The 26,158-nt window shown below is 64.0% G+C and carries 23 protein-coding genes and 1 pseudogene; 11 read left to right on the forward strand and 13 right to left on the reverse strand.

All coding sequences use genetic code 11. From position 1 onward, the window contains the following. Positions 1-53: 53 nt before the first annotated feature. From RPB_RS15555 to RPB_RS15565, 3 genes are all read right to left on the reverse strand, one after another. Entirely contained in the window at positions 54-917 is an 864-nt protein-coding gene (locus tag RPB_RS15555) for a VOC family protein (RefSeq protein ID WP_011441968.1), read from the reverse strand. Between the two features lie 202 nt (positions 918-1,119). Next, positions 1,120-2,289, reverse strand: coding sequence for a M20 aminoacylase family protein (locus RPB_RS15560; RefSeq protein ID WP_011441969.1), 1,170 nt, complete (start codon positions 2,287-2,289; stop codon positions 1,120-1,122). A gap of 40 nt (positions 2,290-2,329) precedes the next feature. Next, complete coding sequence (locus RPB_RS15565) at positions 2,330-3,547, reverse strand: PLP-dependent cysteine synthase family protein (protein WP_011441970.1); 1,218 nt, start codon at positions 3,545-3,547, stop codon at positions 2,330-2,332. Positions 3,548-3,763: 216 nt separating this feature from the next. Between RPB_RS15565 and RPB_RS15570 the strand changes: the two genes are divergently transcribed. Further along, positions 3,764-4,231 (forward strand): Lrp/AsnC family transcriptional regulator, encoded by a 468-nt coding sequence (locus tag RPB_RS15570; protein WP_041798283.1) that lies wholly within the window; start codon positions 3,764-3,766, stop codon positions 4,229-4,231. A gap of 243 nt (positions 4,232-4,474) precedes the next feature. Here the strand turns inward: RPB_RS15570 and RPB_RS15575 are convergent. After that, positions 4,475-4,863: pseudogene (locus tag RPB_RS15575) on the reverse strand (ATP-binding protein); the annotation flags it as partial. A gap of 252 nt (positions 4,864-5,115) precedes the next feature. Between RPB_RS15575 and RPB_RS15580 the strand changes: the two are divergent. The 7 genes from RPB_RS15580 (at position 5,116) to RPB_RS15610 (ending at position 13,554) form a co-directional block, all read left to right on the forward strand. Beyond that, positions 5,116-6,897: an FAD-dependent oxidoreductase gene (locus tag RPB_RS15580; protein WP_011441972.1), complete on the forward strand. Its 1,782-nt coding sequence runs from the start codon at positions 5,116-5,118 to the stop codon at positions 6,895-6,897. A 255-nt stretch (positions 6,898-7,152) separates the two neighbouring features. Then, positions 7,153-8,088 carry an ABC transporter substrate-binding protein gene (locus RPB_RS15585; protein WP_198135116.1) on the forward strand — a complete coding sequence of 312 codons (936 nt, stop codon included), beginning with the start codon at positions 7,153-7,155 and terminating at the stop codon, positions 8,086-8,088. Next, positions 8,085-8,912 carry an ABC transporter ATP-binding protein gene (locus RPB_RS15590; RefSeq protein WP_011441974.1) on the forward strand — a complete coding sequence of 276 codons (828 nt, stop codon included), beginning with the start codon at positions 8,085-8,087 and terminating at the stop codon, positions 8,910-8,912. The genes RPB_RS15585 and RPB_RS15590 overlap by 4 nt, the downstream gene beginning before the upstream one ends. A gap of 4 nt (positions 8,913-8,916) precedes the next feature. Continuing rightward, positions 8,917-9,696 (forward strand): ABC transporter permease, encoded by a 780-nt coding sequence (locus RPB_RS15595; RefSeq protein ID WP_011441975.1) that lies wholly within the window; start codon positions 8,917-8,919, stop codon positions 9,694-9,696. A gap of 122 nt (positions 9,697-9,818) precedes the next feature. Next, a complete protein-coding gene (locus RPB_RS15600) occupies positions 9,819-10,679 on the forward strand; it encodes an FAD binding domain-containing protein (protein ID WP_011441976.1) in 861 nt (286 codons plus the stop codon). A gap of 28 nt (positions 10,680-10,707) precedes the next feature. Next, positions 10,708-11,202, forward strand: coding sequence for a (2Fe-2S)-binding protein (locus RPB_RS15605; protein ID WP_011441977.1), 495 nt, complete (start codon positions 10,708-10,710; stop codon positions 11,200-11,202). A 3-nt stretch (positions 11,203-11,205) separates the two neighbouring features. Then, entirely contained in the window at positions 11,206-13,554 is a 2,349-nt protein-coding gene (locus RPB_RS15610; protein WP_011441978.1) for a xanthine dehydrogenase family protein molybdopterin-binding subunit, read from the forward strand. Between the two features lie 108 nt (positions 13,555-13,662). On the opposite strand, the gene RPB_RS15615 is transcribed toward RPB_RS15610, so the two are convergent. The 8 genes from RPB_RS15615 to RPB_RS15650 all read right to left on the reverse strand — a co-directional run bounded on the left by RPB_RS15615 (position 13,663) and on the right by RPB_RS15650 (position 21,708). After that, positions 13,663-14,106 carry a CoxG family protein gene (locus tag RPB_RS15615; protein ID WP_011441979.1) on the reverse strand — a complete coding sequence of 148 codons (444 nt, stop codon included), beginning with the start codon at positions 14,104-14,106 and terminating at the stop codon, positions 13,663-13,665. A 94-nt stretch (positions 14,107-14,200) separates the two neighbouring features. Then, the gene (locus tag RPB_RS23850) at positions 14,201-15,295 is read right to left on the reverse strand and encodes an ABC transporter substrate-binding protein (protein ID WP_011441980.1); all 1,095 of its coding nucleotides are present in this window, start codon (positions 15,293-15,295) and stop codon (positions 14,201-14,203) included. A 34-nt stretch (positions 15,296-15,329) separates the two neighbouring features. Then, positions 15,330-16,115 carry an ABC transporter permease gene (locus RPB_RS15625; protein WP_011441981.1) on the reverse strand — a complete coding sequence of 262 codons (786 nt, stop codon included), beginning with the start codon at positions 16,113-16,115 and terminating at the stop codon, positions 15,330-15,332. Next, positions 16,112-16,942 (reverse strand): ABC transporter ATP-binding protein, encoded by an 831-nt coding sequence (locus RPB_RS15630; protein WP_011441982.1) that lies wholly within the window; start codon positions 16,940-16,942, stop codon positions 16,112-16,114. The genes RPB_RS15625 and RPB_RS15630 overlap by 4 nt, the downstream gene beginning before the upstream one ends. Positions 16,943-17,202: 260 nt before the next feature. Continuing rightward, the gene (locus RPB_RS15635) at positions 17,203-17,838 is read right to left on the reverse strand and encodes a TetR/AcrR family transcriptional regulator (protein ID WP_245258237.1); all 636 of its coding nucleotides are present in this window, start codon (positions 17,836-17,838) and stop codon (positions 17,203-17,205) included. A 147-nt stretch (positions 17,839-17,985) separates the two neighbouring features. Next, positions 17,986-20,289 carry a xanthine dehydrogenase family protein molybdopterin-binding subunit gene (locus tag RPB_RS15640; RefSeq protein WP_011441984.1) on the reverse strand — a complete coding sequence of 768 codons (2,304 nt, stop codon included), beginning with the start codon at positions 20,287-20,289 and terminating at the stop codon, positions 17,986-17,988. Beyond that, on the reverse strand, positions 20,286-20,756 hold the full coding sequence (locus RPB_RS15645) for a (2Fe-2S)-binding protein (protein WP_011441985.1): 471 nt from the start codon (positions 20,754-20,756) through the stop codon (positions 20,286-20,288). The genes RPB_RS15640 and RPB_RS15645 overlap by 4 nt, the downstream gene beginning before the upstream one ends. Positions 20,757-20,766: 10 nt before the next feature. Beyond that, positions 20,767-21,708, reverse strand: a complete 942-nt coding sequence (locus tag RPB_RS15650) for an FAD binding domain-containing protein (protein WP_245258238.1) — start codon at positions 21,706-21,708, stop codon at positions 20,767-20,769. Between the two features lie 98 nt (positions 21,709-21,806). Here RPB_RS15650 and RPB_RS15655 point away from each other — a divergent pair, with 98 nt between their 5' ends. Together RPB_RS15655 and RPB_RS15660 are read left to right on the forward strand one after the other, a co-directional pair. Then, positions 21,807-22,760 carry an amidohydrolase family protein gene (locus tag RPB_RS15655; protein WP_011441987.1) on the forward strand — a complete coding sequence of 318 codons (954 nt, stop codon included), beginning with the start codon at positions 21,807-21,809 and terminating at the stop codon, positions 22,758-22,760. 12 nt (positions 22,761-22,772) lie between these two features. Then, the gene (locus RPB_RS15660) at positions 22,773-23,690 is read left to right on the forward strand and encodes an alpha/beta hydrolase (RefSeq protein WP_011441988.1); all 918 of its coding nucleotides are present in this window, start codon (positions 22,773-22,775) and stop codon (positions 23,688-23,690) included. 23 nt (positions 23,691-23,713) lie between these two features. Here RPB_RS15660 and RPB_RS15665 read toward each other — a convergent pair whose 3' ends face one another. Further along, a complete protein-coding gene (locus RPB_RS15665; protein ID WP_011441989.1) occupies positions 23,714-25,105 on the reverse strand; it encodes an aldehyde dehydrogenase family protein in 1,392 nt (463 codons plus the stop codon). Positions 25,106-25,269: 164 nt separating this feature from the next. Here RPB_RS15665 and RPB_RS15670 point away from each other — a divergent pair, with 164 nt between their 5' ends. Beyond that, positions 25,270-26,043: an aspartate dehydrogenase gene (locus RPB_RS15670; RefSeq protein WP_011441990.1), complete on the forward strand. Its 774-nt coding sequence runs from the start codon at positions 25,270-25,272 to the stop codon at positions 26,041-26,043. The last annotated feature ends 115 nt before the right edge of the window (positions 26,044-26,158 follow it).

The following is a 26,158-nucleotide window of genomic DNA, read 5'->3' on the forward strand; positions in this document are numbered from 1 at the left end:
TTTTTCGCTTTGTCTGTTGCGGCGCTCTGGCGCGCCGGAGGCGGTGGCTTGGATTATTCAGAGAACTCGATGACCACGCCGAAGCTGGACGACGCCCCGACGCGCAAGCGGCCATCAGTTGCGGTGAACGGCACGCCGCCCGCCTGCAATGCCGCCTGTGCTTGCGCGATCGACGCGGTCTTGAAGCCGAGCCCGATCATCTGCGTCTTGCCTGGTTCGGGAAGCGGCGCATCGGCTCCGAGACGCTGCGTCGCAGCCTCGCGCGTCAGCGCGACTACGCGCGCTTCGGCTGCGTCGAAGCCGTAACCGCCAGGAATCTCCTTCAGCAGCCCCGGGCCGAACATCCGCTCGAACAGACCGAGCGCAGAACGCGGATCGTCGCCGCAGAAAACGAACTCGGAGATGTTCTGCACGCCGTTCGGATGCGTCTGCCATTCCGGACGCCACACCAGCTCGGGCGTTTTATGGTGACAGAAGAAGGTCCGCCCGTAGTCGAAACCGAGCTTCGGCAAATGCAGCACCGTGAATGCCGCGTCGAACGTTCCCGCACCGGTCTCGACCGGCCTGACGAAATCGAGCGGCGTTTCGGCGGTCACGCCGGCGTGCGACGCGTTGAGTTGCGCGCAGGCCGGATCTGGGCAGCGCCAGACGATGCCGGACAGTCCTTTTGGATCGTGCCACTGTTCGGGGCGCTGCTGTTTCTTTCCGGGCTCGTAGCCAAGCAGCTCGAGATAGTTATTGTTGAAGATCGCGAGATTGTTGGACGACCCCAGCGAATGGTGACCACGCGGTGTCAGATAGAAGCCGAGTGCCTGGTAGGCCGCAGCTGCTTGATCGAGCTCACCGTGAACAAGCACGATGACATGATCGAGCTCGGCGGGCAGTCTGCGCGGATGACCATCCTCTACGTCAGTCATTCGACTTCCTTTTTTTGTTGGCTGGGTGATGCGGCAGTCATTCTTGTTCGGTTGCCATCGACTCGTTCCTACCCAAGGAACGGAGGCCGCCGAGGTATCGCAAAAATCCGAGGACGCTGTTCTCCAAATTTGTCGGCGTTCCGAGATAGACGATCTCTGCGCGCTGCATTTTTCAGAATGTCCGTTCTTCGATGCACCGCGTTCAGACCAACGGCATGCGCTGGCGGACCAAGGCGGTCCAATACGAACAGCCCCACGGGATGACGTCGTCGTTGAAATCGAAGCGCGGATGATGCAGCGGGGCGCTATCGCCGTTACCGATCATGATCATCGCGCCAGGCCGCTCGTTCAGCATGAACGCGAAGTCCTCGCCGCCCAGCGTCGGAGCCATTGTGGCGTCGACGTGCGCGACGCCGGCCACTTCTCCGGCCGCCGCGACCGCGCGGTCGACGCCGACTTCGGAATTTCTCATCACAGGGTAGTGCCGCAGATAAGACAGCGTACCGACAGCGCTGAACCCCGCCGAAATACTCTCGGTGAGTTCGCGCAGCCGCTTTTCAACCATGTCGCGGGTCGGCTCGTCCAGCGTGCGAACCGTGCCGCGCAATGTCACCGTTTGAGGAATGACGTTGAACGCGTCACCGGCGGTCATCTGTGTGATCGAAATAACCGCGGATTGCAGTGGATCGAGATTGCGCGAGACGATCGCCTGAGTCGCCTGAATCAACGCCGCGGCAACGACCACCGGATCGACCGTGGCATGCGGCTGAGCGGCGTGGCCGCCGCGACCTTCGATCGAGATGATGATCTCGTCGACCGAACCCATTTGCGGCCCTGGGCCCGTCGCAAACGTCCCCAAGGGAAGTCCCGGGCGGTTGTGCATCCCGTAGAATTCCTGGATCGGAAAGCGCTGCAGCAGGCCATCATCGAGCATGGCCTTGGCGCCCGCACCGCCTTCTTCGGCGGGCTGGAAGATCAGCGCGACGCCGCCGTCGAAGGCCCGGCTCTCGACGAGGCCAAGCGCCGCACCCAACAGCATGGTGGTGTGGCCGTCGTGGCCGCATGCGTGCATCTTGCCGGGGACTTGCGAGGCCCATTCCGCGCCAGTTGCCTCGAGAATGGGCAAAGCATCCATATCGGCGCGCAGCCCGATCATCCGGCCGGAACTACGCGATTGGCCGTAAATGATTCCGACGACGCCCGTTCCGCCGATGCCTTCGTGCACCTCGTCGACGCCGGCTTCGCGCAACCGCGCCGCGACCCGCTCGGCGGTGCGATGAACGTCGTACAGCAACTCGGGGTTGCGGTGCAGATCGTGACGAAACTCCTTGAGTTCGTCCAGGTAGCGCGCGGTCCAGTTCTCAATCGGCATTTGAGGTTCCTGAGGTTCGCCAATCACAGCAAGGTCAAATTCACACGCCGTCTTCGCTCGCATTGCGCGCGCGTGGGGTCGGCCGGCTCGCACATTCAAATCCCGCGCCATCAGCCGGCATCTCGAACACGCCGGAGTCGAGAAACCGCTCGATCGCCGCGACATAGGGCGCAATGACGATGTCCTGCTCTTTCAACCAGTCGTCGTTGTAGTACGTGTCCGAATAACGCTCGCCGTCGTCGCACAGAACAGTCACCAGCGATCCAGAAAGCCCCTCACGCAGCATCGCGGCCGCGCACCAGCACAATCCGATGAAGTTGGCGCCGGTCGATCCGCCGACCCGATGCGACAGCCGCGACGTCAGCACCCGCGTCGCAGCGATCGACGCGGCATCGGGGACTCGCATCATCTGATCGATCACGGAGGGCACGAAGGACGGCTCGACGCGCGGACGTCCGACGCCCTCGATGCGCGAGCCACGGATGCAATTGGCGGTGCGGCTGCTCGACTTATAGGCTTCGAAGAAGCAGGAGTTCTCGACGTCGACTCCGCAGAGCCGCGTCTTCTGTCTGCTGAATCGAATGTAGCGGCCGATCGTCGCAGAAGTGCCGCCCGTGCCGGTGCTCATCACGATCCATTCGGGCACCGGGTGACGCTCGCCGGCCATCTGCTTGAAGATGCTCTCGGCGATATTGCCGGTGCGCCAGTCGATCGCGCGCTCGGCATAGGTGAACTGGTCGAGATACAGACCACCGAGATCGGCGGCGATCATCTGGGCCGCGCCGTAAACCTCCGACGACCTGTCGACAAAGTGGCATCGGCCGCCGAACCGTTCGATCGCCGTGACCTTCTGGCGCGACGTTGAACGCGGCACCACGGCGATAAAGGGCAGGCCGAGCAGCTCGGCGAAGTATGCTTCCGATACGGCCGTCGACCCCGATGACGCCTCCACCAGAGCGGTCCCCGGTCCGATCAAACCATTGCACAGTCCGAACATGATCAGCGACCGCGCCATGCGATGCTTCAGGCTGCCGGTCGGATGCGTGCTCTCGTCCTTGAAATAGACGTCGATGCCGTCGAGGCCCGGAAAGCGCAGCTTGAAGAGATGCGTGTCGGCCGAGCGCCTCGCATCCGCTTCGAGAATGTCGACAGCGTTTCTCACCCACTCCTGCTCGGCGATCTCACCGCCGAACAGACCCAAGACCCGCTTGGGCTCCGCGGGAAGATTTCGCGCTGTCGCAACTTGAATAATCGTCATCAGTCCACGCACCCCAAGCGCCTTCGGAACAGCGAGCCAGGCGCGAACGCCTGACGTCTGCATCGGCGAGACGAGGTACGCCTCGATCATCGCCCCGAGGTCGCTGCGTCGCTTGCTGCAGCGGCCATCATGGGGGTGAGATTAATGATTGAAATGGCAAGAATGTTCACTTATTTTACCATCTAGCAGACTCAATTTGGTATGTTTGACCCAATAATGACCCAAAAAATCGATCAAATCGATCTTCGCATTCTTGCCGCCATGCAAGCTGACTCTTCGCGTTCGCAACGCGAGCTCGCGGAGGAAGTCGGTCTGTCGCAGAATGCGTTCTGGCGGCGCCTGAAGGCGCTCGAGGCGAGCGGCGCGATCACCGGTTACGGCGCACGCGTCTCACAGGAAGCCGTCGGTGTGCCGATGACTGTCTTCGTGATGGTTCGAACCCGGCGGCATTCCGCCGAATGGCTCAAGCGCTTCCGGGCGCAGATCGAATCGATCTCAGAAATCGTCGCGTTCTATCGGATCAGCGGAGACTTCGATTACATGTTGAAGATTGCCGCCCGCGATATGGGCAACTACGACAAGGTGTATCAGACCATCATCAACAAGACCGAGCTGGAAACCGTGACGTCGTACTTCTCGATGGAAGCCATCATCGACGGCCGGCCGCTTCCGATCGGACGCTGAGGCACGCTGGTTGTGACTGGCTCCGCGCCAGTTGCGTGCGGCACGCTGGCTGCGTTCGGCGGCCGGCGCTGCGTTCGCTCACCTCGCAGGGCCTGAACGGCCGCGTCGCCGAGATGGTCGCCCGAAACCACCCGCGCTGCTGCAGCAGCCGGCGCGGAAGGCCAACCGCAAAACGAAAAGCCCGCAACGGCGGGCCATTCAAGACACGGAGTGTGTATAAAATTTGTAGCGAGAGAGGGACTCGAACATGGTCGGCCATTCGCCGAACGCCAGGTTGGTGGTGACGATGATCGAAGTGCGTTCGTACAGCCGGCTGATCAGGTGGAACAGGAGTTGGCCGGCCTGGGCGAAGGGCAGATAGCCGAGTTCGTCGAGGATGACGAAGTCCAGGCGGGTGAGATAGTCGGCGAGCCTCGCCTGGCGGCCGGAGCGGGCCTCGGTCTCCAGCCGATTGACCAGGTCGACGGTGGTGAAGAAGCGGCCGCGGGCGCCGGCGCGGATGCAATTGCGGGCGATCGCGATCGCCAGATGGGTCTTGCCGGTCCCGGTGCCGCCGATCAGCACGACGTTGCGCTGCTGGCGATGAAGCCGCGGCCTGCGAGGTCGCGGACCAGCATCTCGTTGATCGGCGTGTCCTTGAGCCTTGGCTGAAATACGCCCCGGCGAGTCTTGGCGATCGTCTCCACAACCAGCATCCCAATCGCGGCCTCCAGATGTCCTGAAGGCCAGTGTGGACCCGTCGCGACCGGGGTCCCGATTGGATGAAAATCAGCCCCGTAGCGGGGTCCCTATTCCATGAAAAATCACAATCAGCCTCAATTCCCGACCCGCGATTGCCTTCGACCGAAGACTTCTGTTGAATACCCATTCAACAGGACAACAACATGAGGGCAGTTGTGGATCGGACCGTCAGGACAATTGCGAGCCCTCATCAGCTCGGCGACATCGCCGAGAGCGGCTCATTCGACGTGATCGTGGTCGGCGCCGGCGCGGCGGGAATGTCGGCGGCGTTGTTCGCGGCGATGGCCGGGCTGAAGCCGCTGCTGGTCGAGCGTACCGACCGGATCGGCGGCACCAGCGCCTATTCGGCCGGCAGCGCCTGGATTCCCAATACGCATCACGCAGCGTTAGTCGGCGCGGACGACAGCATCGACAAGGCCGCTCTTTATCTGCGGCATTCCGTCGGCAAGGAATCTCCGGAATCGATGCGCCTGGCGTTCCTTGCCGACGGACCGAGAGCGGTCGCCGATCTGGAGCAGCATTCCCACGTGCAATTCCGCGCCCGCAAATTGCACCCTGACTACAACAGCGACCTGCCGGGAGCCACGCTGAAGGGACGCGTCCTCGAGGCCGCGCCGTTCGACGGCCGCAAACTCGGCGATCTGTTCGATCTGGTGCGGGAACCGATCCCGGAATTCACGGTGCTTGGCGGCATGATGGTCAATCAGGAGGACGTGCTGAACTTCCTCGCAGCCGGCCGCTCCTGGAAGGCGTTCCGGCACTCTGCCGCCCTGCTCGCCCGGCACGCGATCGATCGCCGCTCGCATCGTCGCGGCACGCGGCTGATGATGGGCAATGCGCTGACAGCACGGCTGTTGCTGTCGCTGCGGGATCGCGCAGTGCCGATGCTGTTGAACACGTCGGTCACGGCGATCGAGACGCGCGATGGCGGTCCGTTATCAGTGACGATCGTGCAGGGCGGCTTGAGCCGCACGCTGACCTGTCGCGGCGGCCTGATCAGTGCCACCGGCGGCTTCAACCGGCATCCGCGCCTGCGGACTGAGCTGCTTCGAAAGCCCGTGGCGCAGTACTGCCCAGGCGCGCCGGGGCACACCGGACAGCTGCACGATCTGCTGTCGGAACTGGGCGCGCACTACGGAGCGGACGACCGCGACAGCGCGTTCTGGGCGCCGGTGTCGGTTCGCAAGCGAGCCGACGGCGAGACGGCAGTGTTCCCTCATTTCATCTTCGATCGCGGACGGCCGGGGACGATCACCGTCAACCAGAGCGGACGCCGCTTCGTCAATGAGGCCCTGTCCTATCATCCCTTCACGCAGGCGATGCTCGACGCCGATCCAATCTCACCGTCGATCCCGGCATTTCTGATCGCCGACGAGACGGCGCTGCGGAAATATGGACTCGGCATCGTGAGGCCGGGTCGCTGGGGTCGCGCTCTGTTCATCAGGGATGGTTACCTGACGCGTGCCGAAACTCTCGCCGAGCTTGCCACCAAATTGGGCATCTCACCCGCCGACCTCACCGAGACAGTACGCCGCTTCAATCAGTTCGCCCGAACCGGGATCGATCAGGACTTCGGCCGTGGATCGACCGATTATCAGCGTATCACCGCGGGCGACATGAGCCACGGGCCGAATCCGTGCCTCGGCGCCTTGGAGACCGCGCCGTTCTACGCCGTGCGTCTGTTCCCCGGCGATATCGGCGCTGCGACAGGCTTCGTGACCGACGAGACCGCCTGCATGCTGCGTCAGGATGGAAGCCGCATCGAAGGGCTCTACGCCTGCGGCAACGACATGCATTCGGTGATGGGCGGAAACTATCCCGGGCCCGGCATCACTTTGGGCCCGGCGATCGTATTCGCGCATATCGCGATTCGGGATATCGCGAGCCGCGTCACCGCAGGCACTGAGCCGGCCGCTGCGGCATGACGTCTCGCCTGATCTCTTCTATGGCATGGTTGTTGCTTAGCAAGGTGGACATGAGTTGACTAACTAGACAGTCAAGCCATAGGATGGAGGCAAGGTGATCCGATGACGATCTCGAAGTCCGTGAAATCACCATCAACTGGGTTGTTTGGGGAGGGAGCCGTGCCCGCTAGTTCCGGATCGAACGCGCGCCTGTCACGCCGCACACTGATCGGCGGCGCTCTCGCCGCTCCGTTTGTGCTGCGCAGCGGACGGGCGTTGGCCGACGAACCCCTGTCGGTTCGCGTCGACTTCGCACCCTGGGGGGTGCACTCCGGTTTGCATCTGTCGAAAGCGAAGGGATGGTTCAAGGAAGACGGCCTAAACGTCGACCTGCAGGACGGAACCGGCACGCTCAACACCATCAATCTGGTCGCCGCCGGCAATGTCGATGTCGGACTGGTTCAGCTCGGGATGCTGGCGATCGCGCGGTCGCAGGGACTGCCCGTCACGTCGTTCGCCGGCTTCCTGCGCAAGGGCGATCTCGCGACCTTGGTTGACGCCAAGGCCGGGCCGAAGACCCCGCAGGACCTCGCCGGCAAGAAGATCGTCTGTTTCGCCAACAGCCCCTGGGCGCCGTTCGTCGACGTGTACTTGAAGCGCATCGGCCTTTCGCGCGGCGAAGGACCCGACAAGGTCAATGTCGTCATGGTGTCGCCGGCGGCGATGGTTTCGACCTATGCGTCGGGCGCGGCGGACGGCTTCATGTCGCTCAAGGAATTCGGCGAGCCTTATGTCGAACAGGCCCGGCCTGCTCGCTCGCTGCTGGCGGCCGATGTCGGCATCGCGTTTCCGAGCTACGGTCTGATCGCCACCGATGCGACGCTCGCGAAACGCAAGGATCTGCTCGCCAAGCTCGTCGCCAATCAGCGTCGGGCCTGGGACTACATCTTCGCGGACCCGTCCCACATCGACGAAGGCGTGCGCGCCATCATCGCCAACCGTCCGGACAAGCAGCTCAACTTCGACATCCTCAAGGGGCAGACCGCACTCTGCAAGGAGTTCGTCGACACCGAAAACACCAAGGGCAAGCCGCTCGGCTGGCAGTCGCCTGCCGATTGGAAGGCCACGATCGCGATGATGGCGGAAGCCGGTCAGGCCAAGGCGGACGCCGACGTCTCCGGATTCTTCACCAACGATCTGGTCGGGGCATGACGGCGCGGCCTGCCGGTGCCCGGTCGGTCGAACGGCTCGGCGCCCCTGGCGGCTCCGCCTACATCTCGATCACCGACGTCGACAAAAGCTATGGCGCCGAGAGCCCCATCGCCGCGCTGAAGGACATCAATCTCGATATCAAGGCCGGCGAATTCATCAGCATCGTCGGCCCGTCTGGGTGCGGCAAGAGCACGCTGCTCAAATGCATCGCCGGCCTGCAGCCGATCAGCGCCGGATCGATTTCGATCCGCAATCAGCCGGTGAACGCGCCGCCGGAGGATATGGCGATCGTATTCCAGCGCGACGTGCTGTTCGACTGGCGCACTGTGCTCGACAACGTACTGATGCTGGTCGAATTCAAGGGACTGCGGCGCAAGGACTATCACGAACGCGGGCTCAAGCTGCTGCGCGAGTACGGACTCGACGGCTACGCGCAGCGCTTTCCGTGGGAACTGTCCGGAGGCATGCGCCAGCGCGTGGCGATCTGCCGCGCAATAATCGTCGATCCAGACCTGCTTCTCATGGACGAGCCGTTCGGCGCGCTCGACGCGATGACCCGCGACGACTTGAACGCGGAACTCGAGCGATTGTGGTACGAGACGCGCAAGACCGTCGTCTTCATCACTCACGGGATCGACGAGGCCGTCTATCTCGGAGACCGCGTCGTGGTGATGGCGCGCAATCCCGGCCGGATCGCCGAGATCGTCGAGATCGATATTCCGCGACCGCGCCCGCTCAGCATTCGTCAAACCGAGGACTTCGGCAAATATGTCCAGCACATCCGTCATCTCTTCGCATCGATGGGGCTCGTCAAAGCTGAGTAATGGTGTGAGCTATTGGCGCAGGACGGAGCCCGCGCGAACCATCGTCGTGGTGCTGGCGGTTCTCACCGCGATCTGGGAACTGTCGGTTCACCTGTTCGGGATCCGCGCCTTCCTGTTGCCCGCGCCGTCCATCGTGATTGCCGACATCGTCGCCAATCCCGTGTTTTTCGGACGGCAGTCGCTGTACACGCTGTACGTCACCACGGCCGGATTCCTGATCGCGCTGATCGGCGGCGTGCTGGCTGCGATCGCCATCGTGTCGTCGAGCTTCATCGATCGCACCTTCTACACGCTGCTGGTGGCGACCAATTCGATCCCGAAGGTCGCACTGGCGCCGCTGTTCGTGATCTGGCTCGGGACCGGCGGCGCGCCGAAGATCGCGATCGCCGCGATCATCGCGATCTTCCCGATCGTGATCAACACCACCGTCGGCCTGCGGGCGATCGACCACGACATGATCGACCTCGCGCGATCGGCGAGGGCCTCGCGGCTCGACATCATGATGAAGGTCCGCTTTCCCAACGCGCTGCCGAGCCTGTTCGCGGGCGCCAAGATCGGCGTCTCATTCGCGCTGATCGGCGCGATCGTCGGCGAGTTCGTCGCCGGAGAACAAGGGCTCGGCTACGTCATCCTCACCAGCCAAGCGACCTTCAACAGCACGCGCGCCTTCGCGGCGATCGTGGTGCTGGGCATCCTCGGCACGATCATGTTCTTCGCCATCGAATGGATCGAGCGCTGGATGCTCCCCTGGCACGTCTCGCAGCGCGCCAAAACGGGACACTGATCGCGGTGGCGATAAATCCGGTCGATCACGGCTGAGCGCGCCCGTCCCTCCACGAAAGCGGCGCTCCGAAGCGCCGTGACGATCCACTTCGAGTCCTCGATGTCACTCCTGCTGGAACCTGCATGAAGCCCGCGGCTTTCGACTATCACGCTCCCACCACGATCGCGGAGGCGCTGGTGCTGCTCGAACAGCACGGCAGCGACGCGCGGCTGCTGGCCGGCGGCCAGACGCTGCTGCCGATGATGAATTTTCGCCTGGTCGCGCCCGAAGTGGTGATCGATCTCAACCGGATTCCCGACCTCGCCTTCATCGAAGCCGACGGCAGGCATGTCCGGATCGGCGCGATGACGCGGCAGCGCGCATTGGAGTTCTCGCCCGTCATCGCGCGTGACCTTCCGCTGCTGCACGAGGCCATCAAGATGGTCGGCCATCTCCCCACCCGCTCGCGCGGGACGATCGGCGGGTCGCTCGCCAATGCGGATTCCTCCGCCGAGATTCCGATGGTGCTGCAGGTGCTGGAGGGCGAGATGCTGGTGCGAGGACCGCACGGCGAACGAACCAGCTCCGCGGCCGATTTCGTGGTCGATGCCATGACCACGAGCCTGGCCGAGCACGAGATGCTCGTCGAAATCCGCGTGCCTGTGATGCCGCAAGGAGCGCGGTTTGCGGTCGAGGAATTCTCGCGACGGCGCGGAGATTTCGCGATCGCAGCGGTGGCCGCGATGGTGGTGATGCAGGATGGCATTTGCCGGAGTACGCGACTGGCGACCGCCGGCGTGTCGCCGGCTTCGAGCCGCCTGCGCGCAGCCGAGCAATTGCTCGAAGGCACAGCGCTCGACGAGGCAGCGATCGAGCGCGCCGCAAAGGCCGCCTCCGAGGCCGTCGAACCAAGTGCCGATCGCAACGGCAGCGAACGCTATCGCCGGCACCTCACCAAGGTGCTGACCAGGCGGGTGTTGCAGCGCGCCAAACAACAAGCCTGATAGCCCCACTGCCGGAAAGCAACGAACGATGTCGAGATCAATCGAGGTCAAGCTCAAGGTCAACGGCAAGAGTTATGTGGGCCATTGCGAGTCCCGGACGCTGATGGCCGATTTCCTGCGCGATCACCTGAACCTGACCGGGACGCATGTCGGATGCGAGCATGGCGTCTGCGGCGTCTGCACCATCCTGGTCGACGGCGAAGCGGTGCGCTCCTGCATCATGCTGGCGGCGCAGGCCGACGGCGCCGACGTGGTGACGATCGAAGGGTTGTCGCAGGCGGGCGCGTACCATCCGGTCCAGAAGGCGTTTCACGATCACCACGCCCTGCAGTGCGGCTTCTGCACGCCGGGCATGCTGGCCACCGCGATCGATTTTCTCAACACCAATGCTTCCCCGACCGAACAGGAAGTGCGCGAGGCGCTATCGGCGGTGCTGTGCCGCTGCACCGGCTATCAGAACATCGTCACCGCGGTGCTGGAAGCGGCTGCGGCCATGCGCGGCGACGCAAAGGCGGGAGCGTAGACCATGGCCGAGACGGGCGGATTCATTGGAAAGTCGGTTCCGCGGCGCGAAGACAAGCGGCTTCTGACCGGCAAGGGCGAGTTCGTCGCGGACCTCAAGCTGCCGTCGATGCTGCACGCGGCGTTCGTTCGCAGCCAGGTCGCCCATGGCCGGATCAAATCGGTCGATCTGTCGCGCGCCCTGCGGTCACCGGGCGTCGTCTATGCGATCTCCGGGCCGGATCTCGCCAAGCTGCTGCCACCCGTGCCCGACACGCAACTGTCGCTGCCGAAGAAATGGACGACGCGGGTCCAGCACACCTTCCTCAATCCGCAGCAACCGCTGCTCGCTTACGACAAGGTCCGGCATGTCGGCGAGGCCGTCGCGGTCATTCTCGCAGAGAGCCGCTACCTCGCTGAAGACGCCGCCGAGCTGGTGACCATGGAGATCGAGCCGCTGCCGGCCGTGGTAGATCCGGAAGCCGGGCTCACCCGCGACAGCGCCGTGTTGCACGAACAATACGACACCAATCTGATCGGCGATTTCGCCATTGCCAAAGGCGACGTCGAGACAGCGCTGGCGAACGCGCCGCACCGCATGAAGCGCCGCTTCTATCATCATCGCTACGCCGCGATCCCGATGGAGGGCCGCGGCGTCGCCGCCAACTACGACGCACGCACGGATTCGATCAACATCTGGTCGGCGTGCCAGGTCATTCACTGGCTCCGCCGCGAGGCGTCGACGGTGCTCGGCATGCCCGAAGCTCGCATTCGCTGCGTCGCGCTCGACGTCGGCGGCGGCTTCGGCGTCAAGGGCCACGTCTATCCCGAAGAATTGCTGATTCCTTATCTTGCGCGCGAAGTCGGCCGCCCGGTGAAATGGATCGAGGATCGGCACGAGCATTTCATGAGCGCCTGCCATTCCCGCGACCAGACCCACGATGTAGAGTTCGGGTTCGACGACGACGGTCGTCTGCTAGCGTTCCAGGACGAATTCCTCGTCGATTGCGGCGCCTGGAATCCGATCGGCTCCGGCATCGCCTACAACACTGCGGTGCATTTGCCCGGCCCCTACAAATTCGAGCACTTCGCGGTGCGATCGAAGATCGTCGCCACCAACAAAGTGCCCAACGCGCCCTATCGCGGTGCCGGCCGCCCCGAAGCGACGTTCGCGATGGAGCGGGTGATCGATCTGATCGCGGCCGAACTCGGCCTCGATCCGGCCGACGTCCGCATGCGCAACATGATTCCGGCTTCCGAGATGCCGTATCGTCTCGGCCTTCCCTACCGGGACGGCGAGCCGATCGTCTACGACAGCGGCGACTATCCGGAATCGCTGCGCCAGGCATTGGCGGCACTAGGAGGTGTCGACGCCTTCCGCGATCGGCAGCGGGCCGCACGGGCGCAAGGTCGATATTTCGGCCTCGGACTCGGATGCTACGTCGAAGGCACCGGCGTCGGACCGTTCGAAAGCGCTACCGTCCGCGTAGACCCGACCGGCAAGATCTATCTCGCAGGCGGCGCCTGCCCGCAGGGACAAGGCATGGAAACGATCTTCTCGCAGATCGTCGCGGATGCCTGGCAGGTTCAACCCGATGACGTCGTCGTAGCATTGGCGGACACGAGCGTGATCTCGATCGGCTTCGGCACCATCGCGAGCCGCAGCACCGTGAACTTGTCGGGCGCAATCCACACCGCGAGCCAATCGCTGCAGAAGAAGGTCTTCGCGATCGCAGCAGACATGCTCGAATGCTCGCCGGCCGACCTCGAGCTGCGCAACGGAACCGTCGGCCTCGTCGGCGTACCGGGCAGAGAGATTCCCCTCGCCCGCATCGCCAAAGCGGCGATGCCCGGCTGGGACAACAAGCGACCCGCCGGTGTTTCAGCGGGGCTGGAGGAAACCGCCTACTTCGAGCCGCCGACCGTGACCTGGGCTTACGCGACGCACGCCGCGATCGTCGAGCTCGATGTCGAACTCGGCCGCGTCGAGATCGAGAAATACGTCATCGTGCATGATTGCGGCGTGGTGGTGAATCCGATGCTGGTCGACGGGCAGATTAACGGCGGCGCCGTGCAGGGCCTCGGCGGCGCGCTGCTGGAGGAACTAAGCTACGATTCGGAAGGCCAGTTGCTGGTTGGATCGTTCATGGACTATCTAGTACCGGGCGCGAGCGACGTGCCGCATTTCGAGCTGAAGCACATGCACTTCCCCTCGCCGCTGAATCCCTATGGCGTGAAAGGCGTCGGAGAAGGTAGCGCGATCGCGCCGCCGGTGGTCATCGCCAATGCGGTCTCCGATGCACTCTCTCACCTCAAGGTCGAATTCAATTCGACGCCGATCAGGCCTGAGCACATCGTCACAGCGTTCGGATAATCACCAAATCCAGGGCGCCAGATCTCGCTCATGTGGCGCCGCTCCCGTGGTCTTCGAGACACGCAGCGGCGGCGCCCGGCAAGTGGCATCGCCGCACCTCAGCGGCACTCAACGCTGAACGATGGCGGCGAATTTCGTGAAGAACTCGTCAGCAAGCTTCTTCGCTGCGCCGTTGATCAACCGTTGGCCGAGCTGAGCCACTTTACCGCCGACGTGAGCTTCGACCAGATATTTCAGTAGCGTGCCGTCTTCGTGCTCCGTCAGCGCCATCGACGCGCCACCTTTGGCGAAGCCGGCGACTCCGCCCTCACCTTCACCGGAGATCTTGTAGGCGCTGGGCGGATCGAGATCACTCAACCTTACCTTGCCCTTGAACCGCGCGGACACCGGCCCGACCTTCATCTTCGCGACCGCGTCGAAGCCGTCGTCGGTCCGCTCCAGCTGTTCACAGCCGGGAATGCACTCCTTCAGCACGGCCGGATCGTTGAGCCTTTCCCAAACCGTCTCCCGCGGCGCCTCGAGCAGATACTCGCCGCTCATCGTCATTGCCATCAATCATGTCCTCAATCATGCGTCGAGAGCACCGTCCGCCCGGACGCGAGAGATCTTGCTCACGTCCCTCGCGTCGCGCGCGTTCGACGACTCGTCAGTCCAGCTTTGAGACGTCTGTCTTCTTGGCGTCGGCGATCACCGCCTGGCGGTCGTAGCTGTTGGCATCCTTGACGAACTGGTTGGTGATGACGCGGTCCACCGGAACTGCCCCCGGCAGCACCTTCTGGGCGACGAAAAAATCGACCAAGCGCTGCCAATCCGCTTCGATCAGGCGGCCGTGCTGATCCTCGGTCTTCGGCGAATTCCAGATGCGGAGCCGCGCCTGATTGACGGTGATGCCTTCCTCGAGCGCAGCCGCGGGGTCGGGATTCTTCGATTTCGCCTCCGGATACGCCTTCCAGGTGATCAGCACTGCGGCCCTCGGATTGGCCATCGAGTAGTCGTAACCCTTGGCAACGCCGCGGGAGACGCCAATCAGCATCTTCGGCTTCTTGGCGATCGTGTCGCTGGTGGCGAGCAGCCCGACGTCCGGTAGCGAACGGATTCCTTCCGGTGCCGGGACCTCGCGCAGATCGAGCCCGGAGAACTTGAACTTGGCGAGCGCGGCGTCCCAATACACCACCGCGTCGACGAACTTCTGGCGGACCGACGTCACCGCTTGCGCACCCACGCCGACCGGCAGGAACGCGACGTCTGTCTGCGGATCGAGGCCGGCCTGCTGCACGAACGCCTTGCCGAACGTCGTGCCGGCGCTGCCGAGCGACTGCACGCCGAGCTTCTTGCCCTTGAGGTCGGCGATGGCCTTGATCGGACTGTCCGGCAGCACGGCGACGTGCCAGATATTCTGATAGTAAAGGCTGTAGAAATAGCGCACGTCGAGCTTGCCGGCCTGAATGCCGACCAGCGCCTCGCCGGGCGACGCCGCGCCGACATCGCCATTGCCGGCTGAGACTTGAATGGCGGACTCATTGGAGCCGCCAACCGCGATCAAGGTCACGTCCAGGCCCTCCTCGGCGAAGTAGCCCTTCTCCTTCGCGACCACGAAGGGTGAGAACGCCTCGTCGATGTTCCTCACCGGGATCAGCACCCGCACCTTCTCGAGCGCTGCGGCGGTGTCGACGCCGCCCAGGCAGACGGCGACGCTCGCGACCACAGCGACCAGAGTTCGTCCGAAATTCAGGCCAGGCATGTCTATCTCCGATGCAGGATGGATGACGGCTCGATCAGGGAATCACCGGCGCATCGCTGCGCCTGATCCAGAAAATGTAGCGGCGCGCGGCGTAGCGGGTGATCGCGTGCATCGCCAGGCCAATCGCCGACAGCACGATGAGCACCGCGAATACGCCAGCGACGTCGAGGCTGAAGTTCAGCGTCACCACGAGATAGCCGAGACCAACCTGCGCGCCGACGAACTCGCCAACGATCGCACCGATCACGGCGAGCACCGCCGCGATCTCGAGCCCCGCGAAGATCAGCACCAGCGCCGACGGAATCCGCAGCCGCACCAGCGTCTGCCATTTCGTCGCCCCGAACGCCTTCATCATGTCGAGCTGGTCCTTGTCGGTGGAATGGAAGCCCGCGATCACGCTGACCAGCACTGGGAAAAAGCAGACCAGCGCGGTGATCACCACCTTCGAGGTGAGCCCGTAGCCGAACCAGATGATGAACAGCGGCGCGATCGCCACCTTCGGCAGGGTCTGCAACGCCACCAGATACGGATAGATCAGCCGCTCCAGCACCGGAATCAGCGAGATCAGCGCGCCCACGACGAGACCGGCCAGCACACCGAGGACGAAGCCGCTGAGGATCTCGAACAATGTCGCCCACAGATGCGGCCAGATCGTTCCGCCGAACACCAGCGACTGCAGCCGGACCGCGATCGCGCTGGGCGGCGGCAGCACCAGCTGCGAGATGCCGAACAGCCGGCAACAGCCTTCCCAGACAGAGACGAACAGCACCGCCAACAGCAGCGATTGCAACAGATGAGACGTCTTCCGGCTGGACTTCATAGCGAGGTCGCCGTCATCGATTGCGCACCGAAGATCGCGCGGATGCGGTCGCACAGCTCGCCGAACCGCGGAGTCGCCATCGTGTGAAGAGTGCGCGGGCGACCGAGATCGACGTCGATCACCTCAGAAATCCGCCCCGGCCGCGGCGACATCACCACCACGCGGTCGCCGAGCAGGACCGCCTCCGGGATGCTGTGGGTGATGAACACTACGGTCTTGCGCTCCTCCGACCATACCCGCATCAGCTCCATGTTCATCGACTCACGAGTCATCGCGTCCAGCGCGCCGAACGGCTCGTCCATCAGCAGGATGCGGGGGTTGCGCATCAAGGCGCGGCAGATCGCAACGCGCTGCTGCATGCCGCCCGACAATTCGAACGGGTACTTTTGCGCGAAGTCCCGAAGCCCCATGAATGCGAGCAGGCGCTCCGCCTGCGCGACCGCCTCCGCGGATTTGTCGTGCTTGAGCTGTGCGGGCAGCATCACGTTCGACAGCACCGTGTTCCACGGCAGCAACGTCGCCTGCTGAAACACTACGCCGACATCCGGGCGCGGGCCGGCAATCTCGGTGCCGTCGCATCGCACGACGCCCGACGACGCGCGCTCCAGGCCCGCGAGGATCCGCAGCAGCGTCGTCTTGCCGCATCCGCTCGGACCGACCACCGAGACGAACTCGTTCTCGCGAATGGTGAGATCGACTTTGGTCAGCGCATTGACGATATCGCCGGAGCGGGTCGCGAACCTCTTCTCCAGACCACCGATCTCGATGATCGGTCGCTGCTCCGGCAGAGCAGAAATCCCGCTTCGCAAAGGTTGAACAGCGGCCATCGTGAGTTCCTGCGATGCGTTGGAGCCGACCGAACCGGAGACAAGGCTCGCTCTCGCGCGAGCGACCGTTGTTGACTATTCCGTTAACTGTCATTCGCAGGACTTGTCTAGTCAAAAGTCTTACGTCGAAGGCATGTATCAAGCGTGCATCGAATCTGGGCAGCGACTGCTAATTCGGACGCCGCGCAGCGCGCACGGCGTCACAGTCGCATGCCGAAGCGGCACGCGCCGCACGGACCGCATTCATGTGCGTTGAAAGACTACGCGTCTGCGTCGGACGTCGCGCGTTGCCGCATCACGGCGGTCTTCGCCGCGGTCGTGCTCGGCACTTCTGCTGTGCAGTACAGCAGCACGATGTTGCCGACGTGTTCGACCCAGGCCTTGCGCGAGGCTGCCGAGGCGAGATCCTTGCCCAACGCGATTTCGAGCGTGTAGCGGTTGGACAGATAATGATAACACAGCGACGACAGCGTCATGTAGACGACCGCCGAGTCGAGGCCAGGCCGGAACACGCCTTCCACCCGGCCGCGTTCGAGGATGAAGCTGATCGTTTCCACCAGCGGATTGTAGAGATCGCGGATCCGCTTGGATTTTCGCAGAAACCGGCCGCGCTGCTTGTTCTCTTCGTTCATCAGCCGGATCGCGTTCGGATTGCTCTCGAGCGCCTGGAAGGTGTGTTCGACGAGTTGCTTCATCGCCAGGATCGGGTCATGGGCGCGGACGGACAGCTCGCGCTGCTGGTCGCGCACCTCCTCGTACATCCGCTCCAGCGCCGCGACGAACAGCCCTTCCTTCGACTTGAAGTAGTAATACAGCATGTTCTTGCTGACCTTGGATCGCTCCGCGATCCGGTCGACCCGCGCGCCGTCGAAGCCGGTGCGAGCGAATTCCTCCATGGCGAGCTTGAGTATCTTCTCGCGAACGCGAGCCGGATCACTGCTTCTGCGCGCCAAGCCGCTATCCTCCATGGCCGAGCGGCGGCCGAAATAGGCGGCCCTGCCCGTCCGCAACTATGCTGGGCCGCGAGGAAAAATCAATCGAACTTAGGACTTTGCACGAATCCTGCCCTCGGCATCCTGAACCATTTGCCAGATTCGCGGCGGCGACAGCGGCAGCTCCATCGGCTGAACGTCGAGGTGAGACAGCGCGTCCGCAACCGCGTTGGCCATGATGCCGCCGACCGGAATCAGCCCCCCTTCGCCCGCCCCCTTGGCGCCGAGCGGATTGTTCGGACACGGCTTCAGTTCCAGCGTGATCGACCGGATATTCGGAAAGTCGGAGGCGGTCGGCATCAAATAGTCGGCGAATGAACCGGTGAGCAGTTGGCCTTCATCGTCGTAGACCAGATGCTCCAGGAACGTTCCGCCCAGCCCCTGCACGATCGAGCCGATCGCCTGCCCGTGCAAGGTCAGCGGATTGATCATCCGGCCGACATCCTCGACCGACATGTAGTCGAGAACCTTGACGTGTCCGGTGCCCGGGTCGACCGCGACATGCGCCGCCTGCGTGCCGTAGGCCCAGGTGTATTTCTTGTTGAGAAATTCCGCCTCGACTTCGAGCGGCGTCTCGACCAGATCGGCGAACGCGAGATGCTTGGCCTCATGCCTCACGGTTTCGCCGTCGATCGTCACCTGCTCCAGCGAGCAGCCGAAGCGGGCGGCAGCCGTCTGCCGGATCAACAGCTTCAGCTTTTCGGCAGCGAGCAGGATCGCCGAGCCGCCCATCACCGTCGAGCGCGAATGGTAGGCGCCGTAGCCGTCCTTGACGTCGGTAGTCGAGCCGTGGCGGACCGTGATTCTGTCGTAGGCGATCTCGGTGGCGTCCGCGGCGATCTGTGCCATGATGGTCTCGAGCCCTTGTCCGACCGACGACGAGCCGAGATAGGCCGTCAGCCCGCCGCCAATTTCGAGCACCAGCCGCACCTCTTCTTTCGGGCCGGCAGCGCCGCCCTCGATGAAGCTGCCGACGGCGAGCCCGTGATAGTAGCCATCGATCAGCTTGCCGCTGAGGTGCTTCTTGTCGGCCCAGGCGAATTCCTTCAGGCAGCGATCGAACACGGCGTGGTAGTCGCCACTGTCGAGCTCGGTCGAGCTGTCATAGGGGGTGATCGACGCCAGCGGATACGGCATCTGGGCGTCGGCAACGAGATTGCGCCGCCGCAGCTCGACGCGATCGATGTTCAGATCGCGAGCCGCCAGATCGATCATGCGCTCGCGAATGAAATCGGTCTCGAAGCGCCCGGGTCCGCGATAGGTCCCCGACGGGGTCTTGTTGGTGGTGAGCATCGAACTTTTCAGATCGATGTGCTCGATCGCGTACGGCCCCGACATGTATTGCGCGACATTGCGCGGGCCGACCGATCCGTTAGTGCGGACATAGGCGCCGATGTCGGCCCAGATTTGGCCACGCAGGCCGATGAAGCGCCCCTCCTTCGACATCGCGAACTCGACGTCGCATTCGATATCGCGCGCGTGGTTGGCGCTCATCATGTGTTCGCGGCGATCTTCGAGCCATTTGACCGGCCGCCCGACGATCTTGGCGGCCGCCGGAATCAGATAGTCCTCCGGATAGAATTCGCCGCGCGAGCCGAAGCCACCGCCGACATCGACCTCGATCAGGTCGACGGCCTCCAGCGCCAGCCCGAGCGCCGCGGCGAGCACGCGACGATTGTACCACGCCGTTTTCGCCGCGCCCCAGACGGTGAGCTTGCCGGCAGCCGCATCCCAATCGGCGACGAAGCCGCGCGGCTCCATGAACATCGCCGCGTGTCGCTGGATCTTGAAGCGATCGCGGCGGACATAGTCGGCGGTCTCGAACGCGTCGTCGGCGTCGCCGCGAAACGCCGTCCAGGTGATGGCGACATTCGACTGATGCTGTTCGAACAGCACCGCGTCCATCGCTTCCGCCTGCTGTCGGTTGGCGATCGCCGGCAACGGGTCGATGTCGACCACGATCCGCTCCAGCGCATCCTCCGCAATCGCCGCGCTGTCGGCGATCACCACCGCGACGGGTTCGCCGACATAGCGGACCTTGCCCGAGGCCACCACCGGCTGATGGAACGGCTCGAGTTGCGGCAGCGGTTGCAAGCGCAGCGGGATCACCGGCACCTCGGCGCCGAAATCGTTCGCCGTCAGGACACGGTGAACGCCGTCGAGCGCCAGCGCAGCGGACACGTCGATCGATCTGATGATGCCGTGCGCCACCGAGCTGCGCAGCACGACCGCATAAAGTTGGTTCGGCCGGTTGACGTCGGCCACATAAGTGCCGCGCCCGCGCACCATGCGCAGATCCTCGACCCGCTCCATCGGGCGACCAATGTACGAATTGGCGACCTTCGTCATGCTCATCGCTGCGCCTCGGCATAGGCGGCGCGCGCTTCCATTACCGCGTCGACGATGGGGACGTAACCAGTGCAGCGGCAGAGGTTGCCGGACAGCACCTCGCGGATCCGCTCTTCGCTCGCGTCCGGCTCGCTGCTCAGCAGCGCATGCGCGGTGGTGATGAAGCCCGGCGTGCAGAATCCGCATTGCAGAGCATGGTGTTTGCGGAAGGCTTTCTGCAGCGGCGTGAGTTCATCGCCCGACAGCCCCTCGACTGTGGTGACGGCGTCGCCTTCGACCTGGGCGGCGAGCATCAGGCAGGCGCGCACGGCTTCGCCGTTCACCAGTACGGTGCAGGCCCCGCAAACCCCATGCTCGCAGGCGAGATGCGTGCCGGTCTGGCCGAAATCGTTCCGAATGCAGTCGGCGAGCGTGGTGCGCGGCTCGACCTCGGCGCTGACCGGCTGGCCGTTGAGTTTGAATTGGACGTGCATGCGGGTTTCCTTAGGCGGCGGACTTGGCGAGCGCCCGCGCCAGCAGCGTCGCTGCGAGCGAGGCACGATAGGCGCCCGGCGCGTGGATGTCGGTCGGCGGATCGATCGATTGGCGGAGCGCAGTCGAAGCGGCCGCAATCAGCGCCTCGTCCAGCACGCCGCCGTTGAGCACGCGCTCGACCGTCGGCAATCGGAGCGGCCGATCGGCCACCCCGATCGCGCCGACATGCGCGTCGACGATGCGACCGTCGTTGTCCAAATCGTAGTGCAGCGCGATGCCCGCCATCGCGAAATCGCCCTTACGACGGGCGAATTCGAGGAAGCCCCAGCGCCGCGCCGCGGGCCACGGCGGCAACCGAACCTCGGTGAGGATCTCATCCGGCGCGAGGCTGGTCTCGAGCGCACCGAGGAAAAAGTCCGCGGCCTTGGCGACGCGTGTTCCGGCGCGGCCCACGATCGTCAGCTCCGCGTCGCAGGTGATGGCGACGCCGGGCATTTCGGCGGACGGATCGGCATGCGCCAACGAGCCGCCGACCGTTCCGCGGTTGCGGATCTGATAATGCGCGACGTGCTTGATCGCCTCGCACAACAGCGGATGCGCCGTGGCCAGCCGCTGATCCGCCTCGATGTCACGCCACCGCACCTTGGCGCCGAGACGAACGCCGTCGGCGCCGATATCGATCCGGTCGAGGCCCTTCAGCTGCTTCAGATCGACCAGCAGTTCCGGCGCAGCCAGTCGAAAGGCCAGCATCGGCATCAGGCTCTGGCCGCCCGCCAGCACCTTTGCGTTGCCGTTGCGGGAACCGAGCAGGTCGACGGCTTCGGCGATCGAACTGGGAGAGGCATAGTCGAAGGCCGGTGGCTTCATGATGGCTCCGATGGTGATTGTCACGCACGCTAGAGACGTGCGAACACGTGTCCGACCATCCCGGCATTCGCGAGTGTGTCTCATGTTGACTATATGGTCAACACTTGAATACCTTGTGATGATCACACGCCAATGCAATCGATATCGTCCGGCCGCAACAGCGAAGACGCGAAGGTTTTCAGATGCAGAACGAGACGCCCGTGATCGCGATCGAGGAACATTATTGGGACCCGGAGATGGTCGCTCGTTTTCCCGCCGGGGAGAACGCTTCGCCTTTCTCGACGCTGCTGACAGAACTCGGCGACGTCCGGCTGCGCGCGATGGACGAGGCCGGGATCGACGTGCAGGTGCTGTCGCACGGCGCACCCGCCGCGCAGAAATTGCCGCCGGATGTCGCTCCCGAGCTGACGCGGCGCGTCAACGATCGGCTTGCCGAAGCCTGCGCGCGTTTTCCAAACCGGTTCGCCGCCTTTGCCGCCCTCCCGACGCCGGCGCCCGAAGCCGCGGCGCGCGAGTTGGAACGCTGCGTCCGCGACCTCGGCTTCAAGGGCGCGATGATTCACGGCCTGACCAACGGCCTATTCATCGACGACAAGCGATTCTGGCCGATATTCGAGGTCGCCGAAAAGCTCGACGTGCCGATTTATCTGCATCCGTCGGTCCCCCACGCGGACGTCACGCGATACTATTACGACGACTACGCGCGCGAATTTCCGACCGTGATCCGGCCGGCCTGGGGCTTCACCGTCGAAACCGCGACCCAGGCGATCCGGCTGATCCTGAGCCGCGCGCTGGAAAGCTATCCGCGGCTGCAGATCATCCTCGGCCATCTCGGCGAGACCCTGCCCTTCCTGCTGTGGCGGATCAACCAGGCCCTGGCGCGGCCGGGTCAGACGCCACTCGACTTCCGCAAGCAATTTTGCGATCACTTCCACGTCACGACCAGCGGCTTCTTCTCCACGCCGGCGCTGATCTGCACGATGCTGGAGCTCGGTATCGATCGCATCATGTTCGCGGTCGACTACCCCTATGTGGTGAACCGCGACGGCACCGACTGGGTCCAGCAGTTGCAGATCTCACCGGACGACAAACGCAAGCTGGTCGGCGGCAACGCCCGCCGTCTGCTCAAGCTCTAGCCGGAAACGACGATGCAGGACGTAGCGCCTCCGGACATCCCGGCTGAACTCCGCGCGCTGATGGCGGAGATCGGCCCGAAATGGGCGACCAACACCAAAGGCCACATCCAGCTGATGATCGACGAGTTCAGCGAGTTGCTGAAGCACTCGCCGAAGCAAGGCGTCGACGTCGAGCCCAACATCACCTATGGCCCGCACGAGCGCCAGGCCTTCGACGTCTATCGGCCGCATTCACCATCCCAGACGCCGCGGCCGGGGCTGATCTTCGTTCACGGCGGCGCGTTCACCGAAGGACGACGCGATCGCAGCAGCGAAATCTACGCCAACGTCCTGTATTACTTCGCGCGGCACGGCATCGTCGGCATCAATGCCGGCTACCGCCTGGCGCCCGAGGCGCGCTATCCCGGGGCGACGCGCGACATCGCCAAAATCGTGGCCTGGATGCGCGCCAACGCAACGGATCTTGGAGTCGACCCGGAACGGATTTTCCTGATGGGTCATTCGGCCGGCGGGGCACATGTCGGCAGCTACGCGTTCGACCGCCGGCACCAGGCCGATGGCGGTCACGGGCTTGCCGGCGTGCTGATCATCAGCGGCCGCGTACGCGCCGATAGCCACGCCCACAACCCCAACGCGCTCCGAGTCGCCGAATATTACGGGAGCGATGCCGCGGTCCACGAGGACGTCTCGCCGGTCAACCACGTCGACGCAACGAGCCCGCCGACCTTCATCGCCTGCGCGGAATTCGAAAACCCGCTGATCGACGTGTATTGCTTCGAGCTGGCCTATCGGCTCGCCGCGGCGAAGCGAAAGGCGCCGCCCTTCATGTGGCTCAAGGGCCACAACCACACCTCGATCATCGGCCAGTTCAACACCGCCGAAGACGCGCTCGGCCGCGCGTGCCTCGATTTCATCCGGTCTACGAGCTGACGCGCCTGCTCCGCACACCGGGACTATACCCCGCGCATTCCGGTGAACTTGAGCTGGGTGTACTCCTCCAGCGCATAAGGTAACCCTTCGCGGCCGACGCCCGAGCGGCCCATGCCACCGAACGGATAGTTGTCGAGCCGGAACCGGCTGGCCTCGTTGATCCACAGCGATCCGACACGCACCTCGTCCGCGACCCGCAACGCGGTCGACAGGCTCGCGGTGAAACACGAGCCTTGCAAGCCGAATTCGCAATCATTGGCGATGCGGATGGCATCGTCGACATCGGCGGCGCGGAGCACCACGACGACAGGTCCGAACACCTCCTCGCGGATGAGCCGCGCCGCCGCCGGCGGCTCGACCACGATGGTCGGCGGGATCACGCAATCCCGGATTTCGCCGCAGCTGATCACGCGGGCGCCGAGGGCGCGCGCGTCTTCGATCATCGCCGCAATCCGCTCGGCAGAGACTCGCGACACCACGGGACCGAGGTCGGTATCCGCCGCGGCCGGATCGCCGACCTTGAGACGCTTCGTTTCCTCGACGAAGAGAGCAAGGAACCGATCGAACACCGGCGCTTCAACAATGATCCTTTGCGTTGAAATGCATTGCTGGCCACTCGCTTCGAACGACGACGGCACGATGCGTTTCACCGCGTCCTCGATGTCTGCGTCCGCCGCAACGATGTTCGGCGAATTGCCGCCGAGTTCGCCGAGAAATCGCTTTGCGCCGGCAGCCCGCGCCAGTGCGTCGCCGGCCGCAGTGCCTCCGGTTAGGGTTACAAGATCGACGTCGCGGTGCCCAGCCAAGCCCAGCGCCTCTGCGCGATCGCCAGGAACCACCCACACCAGCCCCTCGGGAACGCCGCCCGTGACGAAGGCCCGTGCAATCATCTCTGCGATCCGCGTGCCCTCGAGAGACGGCTTGATCACGACGGCGTTGCCGGTGGCGAGCGCCGGCGCCAATTTCTGCACCAGCAGGTTGGACGGTGCATTGAACGGGGTGACCGCAGCGACGACACCATACGGCATCCGCCGCGCAAATCCGACAGAGCCGACACCCGCCGGCACCATGTCCAGAGGCAGCAAATGTCCGCCCAGCGCATGCAGATGCTGTGCGCAGGCCGCGATGAAAGCGACGCTGCGCCTGACCTCCATCTCGGCAGTTTTGCGCGGCTTGCCGATATGCGCGATCATCGCCTCGACGATCTCGCTCCGCGCCCGTTCCAGCGCGGCGGCGGCGCCATGGATCCATTCCGCCCGAACGTGTCCCGGCGTCTTGAGATGCTGATAGAACGCGGCCTTCGCTTCGCGCGCGATCTCATCGACACGCTGCTCGCTGGTGCCCGGCGTCGTAAAGGCTTCCTGGGCCGTCCAGGGATTGTAAACGACGAAACGACCGTCCTTGTCAGCCTGCATAGGTCCCCATTGCTCAACGTGCGGTGATGAACGCCGATGCCGTGCAGTCGCGAATACCGCCGCCCCAAGCTTCGGCCGGGGCGACTTGACATCATGTTGACCATTCAGTCAACATTAGTCGTAGCACGAAAGTCGTGGTGCATTTACCCGGATCGAGGTCGCCATTGAAGATCGCCGTGATCGGCTACGGAGCCATCGGAAGGTTCTTGATCGAGCAGCTCGATGCCGTTCCGGATTTCGAGATCGCAGCGGTCTATTCCGTGCCGGCGCCACCCGATCGCGCCGAGCGCGTGGTCGACGATCTCGACGCGCTGCTTGCGACCCGGCCCGACCTGGTGGTCGAATGCGCCGGCCATCGCGCCCTGTCGGAATGCGGCGAGGCCGTTCTTCGCAGCGGCGTCGATCTGTTGGTGGTCTCGGTCGGCGCCCTCGCCGATCCCGCGCTCGAGCAGCAATTACGGACAGCCGCCCGGCACGGGGGCCGCCTGCTGATCGCCGCGGGCGCCTTGAGCGGCCTCGACGCACTCAGCACGGCGCGCGAGGCCGGCCTGGATTCGGTGTCCTATGTCGGCAAGAAGGCGCCAGCGGCTTGGACCAACACGCCCGCGGAAGACATGGTGGACCTGACATCGATCACGTCGGCCGTGACATTCCTCGAATGCGACGCGCGTACAGCCGCGCTCCGCTTCCCACAGAACGCCAACGTGGTCGCGGCCATCGCACTGGCCGGGCTCGGCTTCGAGCGCACGCAGGTGAGCCTCGTCGTCGATCCGGCGTCGAACGGCAACAATCACTCCTTCGTAGCCCGCGGCGCATTCGGCGAGATCGCCATGACGACGCGCTCGGCCACCCTGCCTGCCAATCCCAAGACATCCATGCTGGCGCCCTACAGTCTCGTGCAGACCATCAAGAAGCACGCCGGTTTGATCATCGTTTGACGCAGCGAGGCCGTTTAGCGCATCTGCCATGCAAACAGACCGCCAGCACCGCTGCTGGCAAAATTAGTTGACTAGTTAGTCAACACGAAATACCCATGATGTACTGACACTCCTT

The sequence above is a fragment of the Rhodopseudomonas palustris HaA2 genome (genome assembly GCF_000013365.1).
Classification (GTDB): Bacteria; Pseudomonadota; Alphaproteobacteria; order Rhizobiales; family Xanthobacteraceae; genus Rhodopseudomonas; species Rhodopseudomonas palustris_J.

What these genes read in the sequence shown, in the direction of transcription:
- RPB_RS15565 (WP_011441970.1), bottom strand. Translation starts at nt 3,547, where the DNA reads ATGACGATTATTCAAGTTGCGACAGCGCGAAATCTTCCCGCGGAGCCC.
- RPB_RS15645 (WP_011441985.1), bottom strand. Translation starts at nt 20,756, where the DNA reads ATGCACGTCCAATTCAAACTCAACGGCCAGCCGGTCAGCGCCGAGGTC.
- RPB_RS15665 (WP_011441989.1), bottom strand. Translation starts at nt 25,105, where the DNA reads ATGCAGGCTGACAAGGACGGTCGTTTCGTCGTTTACAATCCCTGGACG.
- RPB_RS15560 (WP_011441969.1), bottom strand. Translation starts at nt 2,289, where the DNA reads ATGCCGATTGAGAACTGGACCGCGCGCTACCTGGACGAACTCAAGGAG.
- RPB_RS23850 (WP_011441980.1), bottom strand. Translation starts at nt 15,295, where the DNA reads ATGCCTGGCCTGAATTTCGGACGAACTCTGGTCGCTGTGGTCGCGAGC.
- RPB_RS15655 (WP_011441987.1), top strand. Translation starts at nt 21,807, where the DNA reads ATGCAGAACGAGACGCCCGTGATCGCGATCGAGGAACATTATTGGGAC.
- RPB_RS15640 (WP_011441984.1), bottom strand. Translation starts at nt 20,289, where the DNA reads ATGAGCATGACGAAGGTCGCCAATTCGTACATTGGTCGCCCGATGGAG.
- RPB_RS15625 (WP_011441981.1), bottom strand. Translation starts at nt 16,115, where the DNA reads ATGAAGTCCAGCCGGAAGACGTCTCATCTGTTGCAATCGCTGCTGTTG.
- RPB_RS15580 (WP_011441972.1), top strand. Translation starts at nt 5,116, where the DNA reads ATGAGGGCAGTTGTGGATCGGACCGTCAGGACAATTGCGAGCCCTCAT.
- RPB_RS15570 (WP_041798283.1), top strand. Translation starts at nt 3,764, where the DNA reads ATGACCCAAAAAATCGATCAAATCGATCTTCGCATTCTTGCCGCCATG.
- RPB_RS15600 (WP_011441976.1), top strand. Translation starts at nt 9,819, where the DNA reads ATGAAGCCCGCGGCTTTCGACTATCACGCTCCCACCACGATCGCGGAG.
- RPB_RS15630 (WP_011441982.1), bottom strand. Translation starts at nt 16,942, where the DNA reads ATGGCCGCTGTTCAACCTTTGCGAAGCGGGATTTCTGCTCTGCCGGAG.
- RPB_RS15660 (WP_011441988.1), top strand. Translation starts at nt 22,773, where the DNA reads ATGCAGGACGTAGCGCCTCCGGACATCCCGGCTGAACTCCGCGCGCTG.
- RPB_RS15650 (WP_245258238.1), bottom strand. Translation starts at nt 21,708, where the DNA reads ATGAGACACACTCGCGAATGCCGGGATGGTCGGACACGTGTTCGCACG.
- RPB_RS15605 (WP_011441977.1), top strand. Translation starts at nt 10,708, where the DNA reads ATGTCGAGATCAATCGAGGTCAAGCTCAAGGTCAACGGCAAGAGTTAT.
- RPB_RS15610 (WP_011441978.1), top strand. Translation starts at nt 11,206, where the DNA reads ATGGCCGAGACGGGCGGATTCATTGGAAAGTCGGTTCCGCGGCGCGAA.
- RPB_RS15590 (WP_011441974.1), top strand. Translation starts at nt 8,085, where the DNA reads ATGACGGCGCGGCCTGCCGGTGCCCGGTCGGTCGAACGGCTCGGCGCC.
- RPB_RS15615 (WP_011441979.1), bottom strand. Translation starts at nt 14,106, where the DNA reads ATGGCAATGACGATGAGCGGCGAGTATCTGCTCGAGGCGCCGCGGGAG.
- RPB_RS15635 (WP_245258237.1), bottom strand. Translation starts at nt 17,838, where the DNA reads ATGGAGGAATTCGCTCGCACCGGCTTCGACGGCGCGCGGGTCGACCGG.
- RPB_RS15555 (WP_011441968.1), bottom strand. Translation starts at nt 917, where the DNA reads ATGACTGACGTAGAGGATGGTCATCCGCGCAGACTGCCCGCCGAGCTC.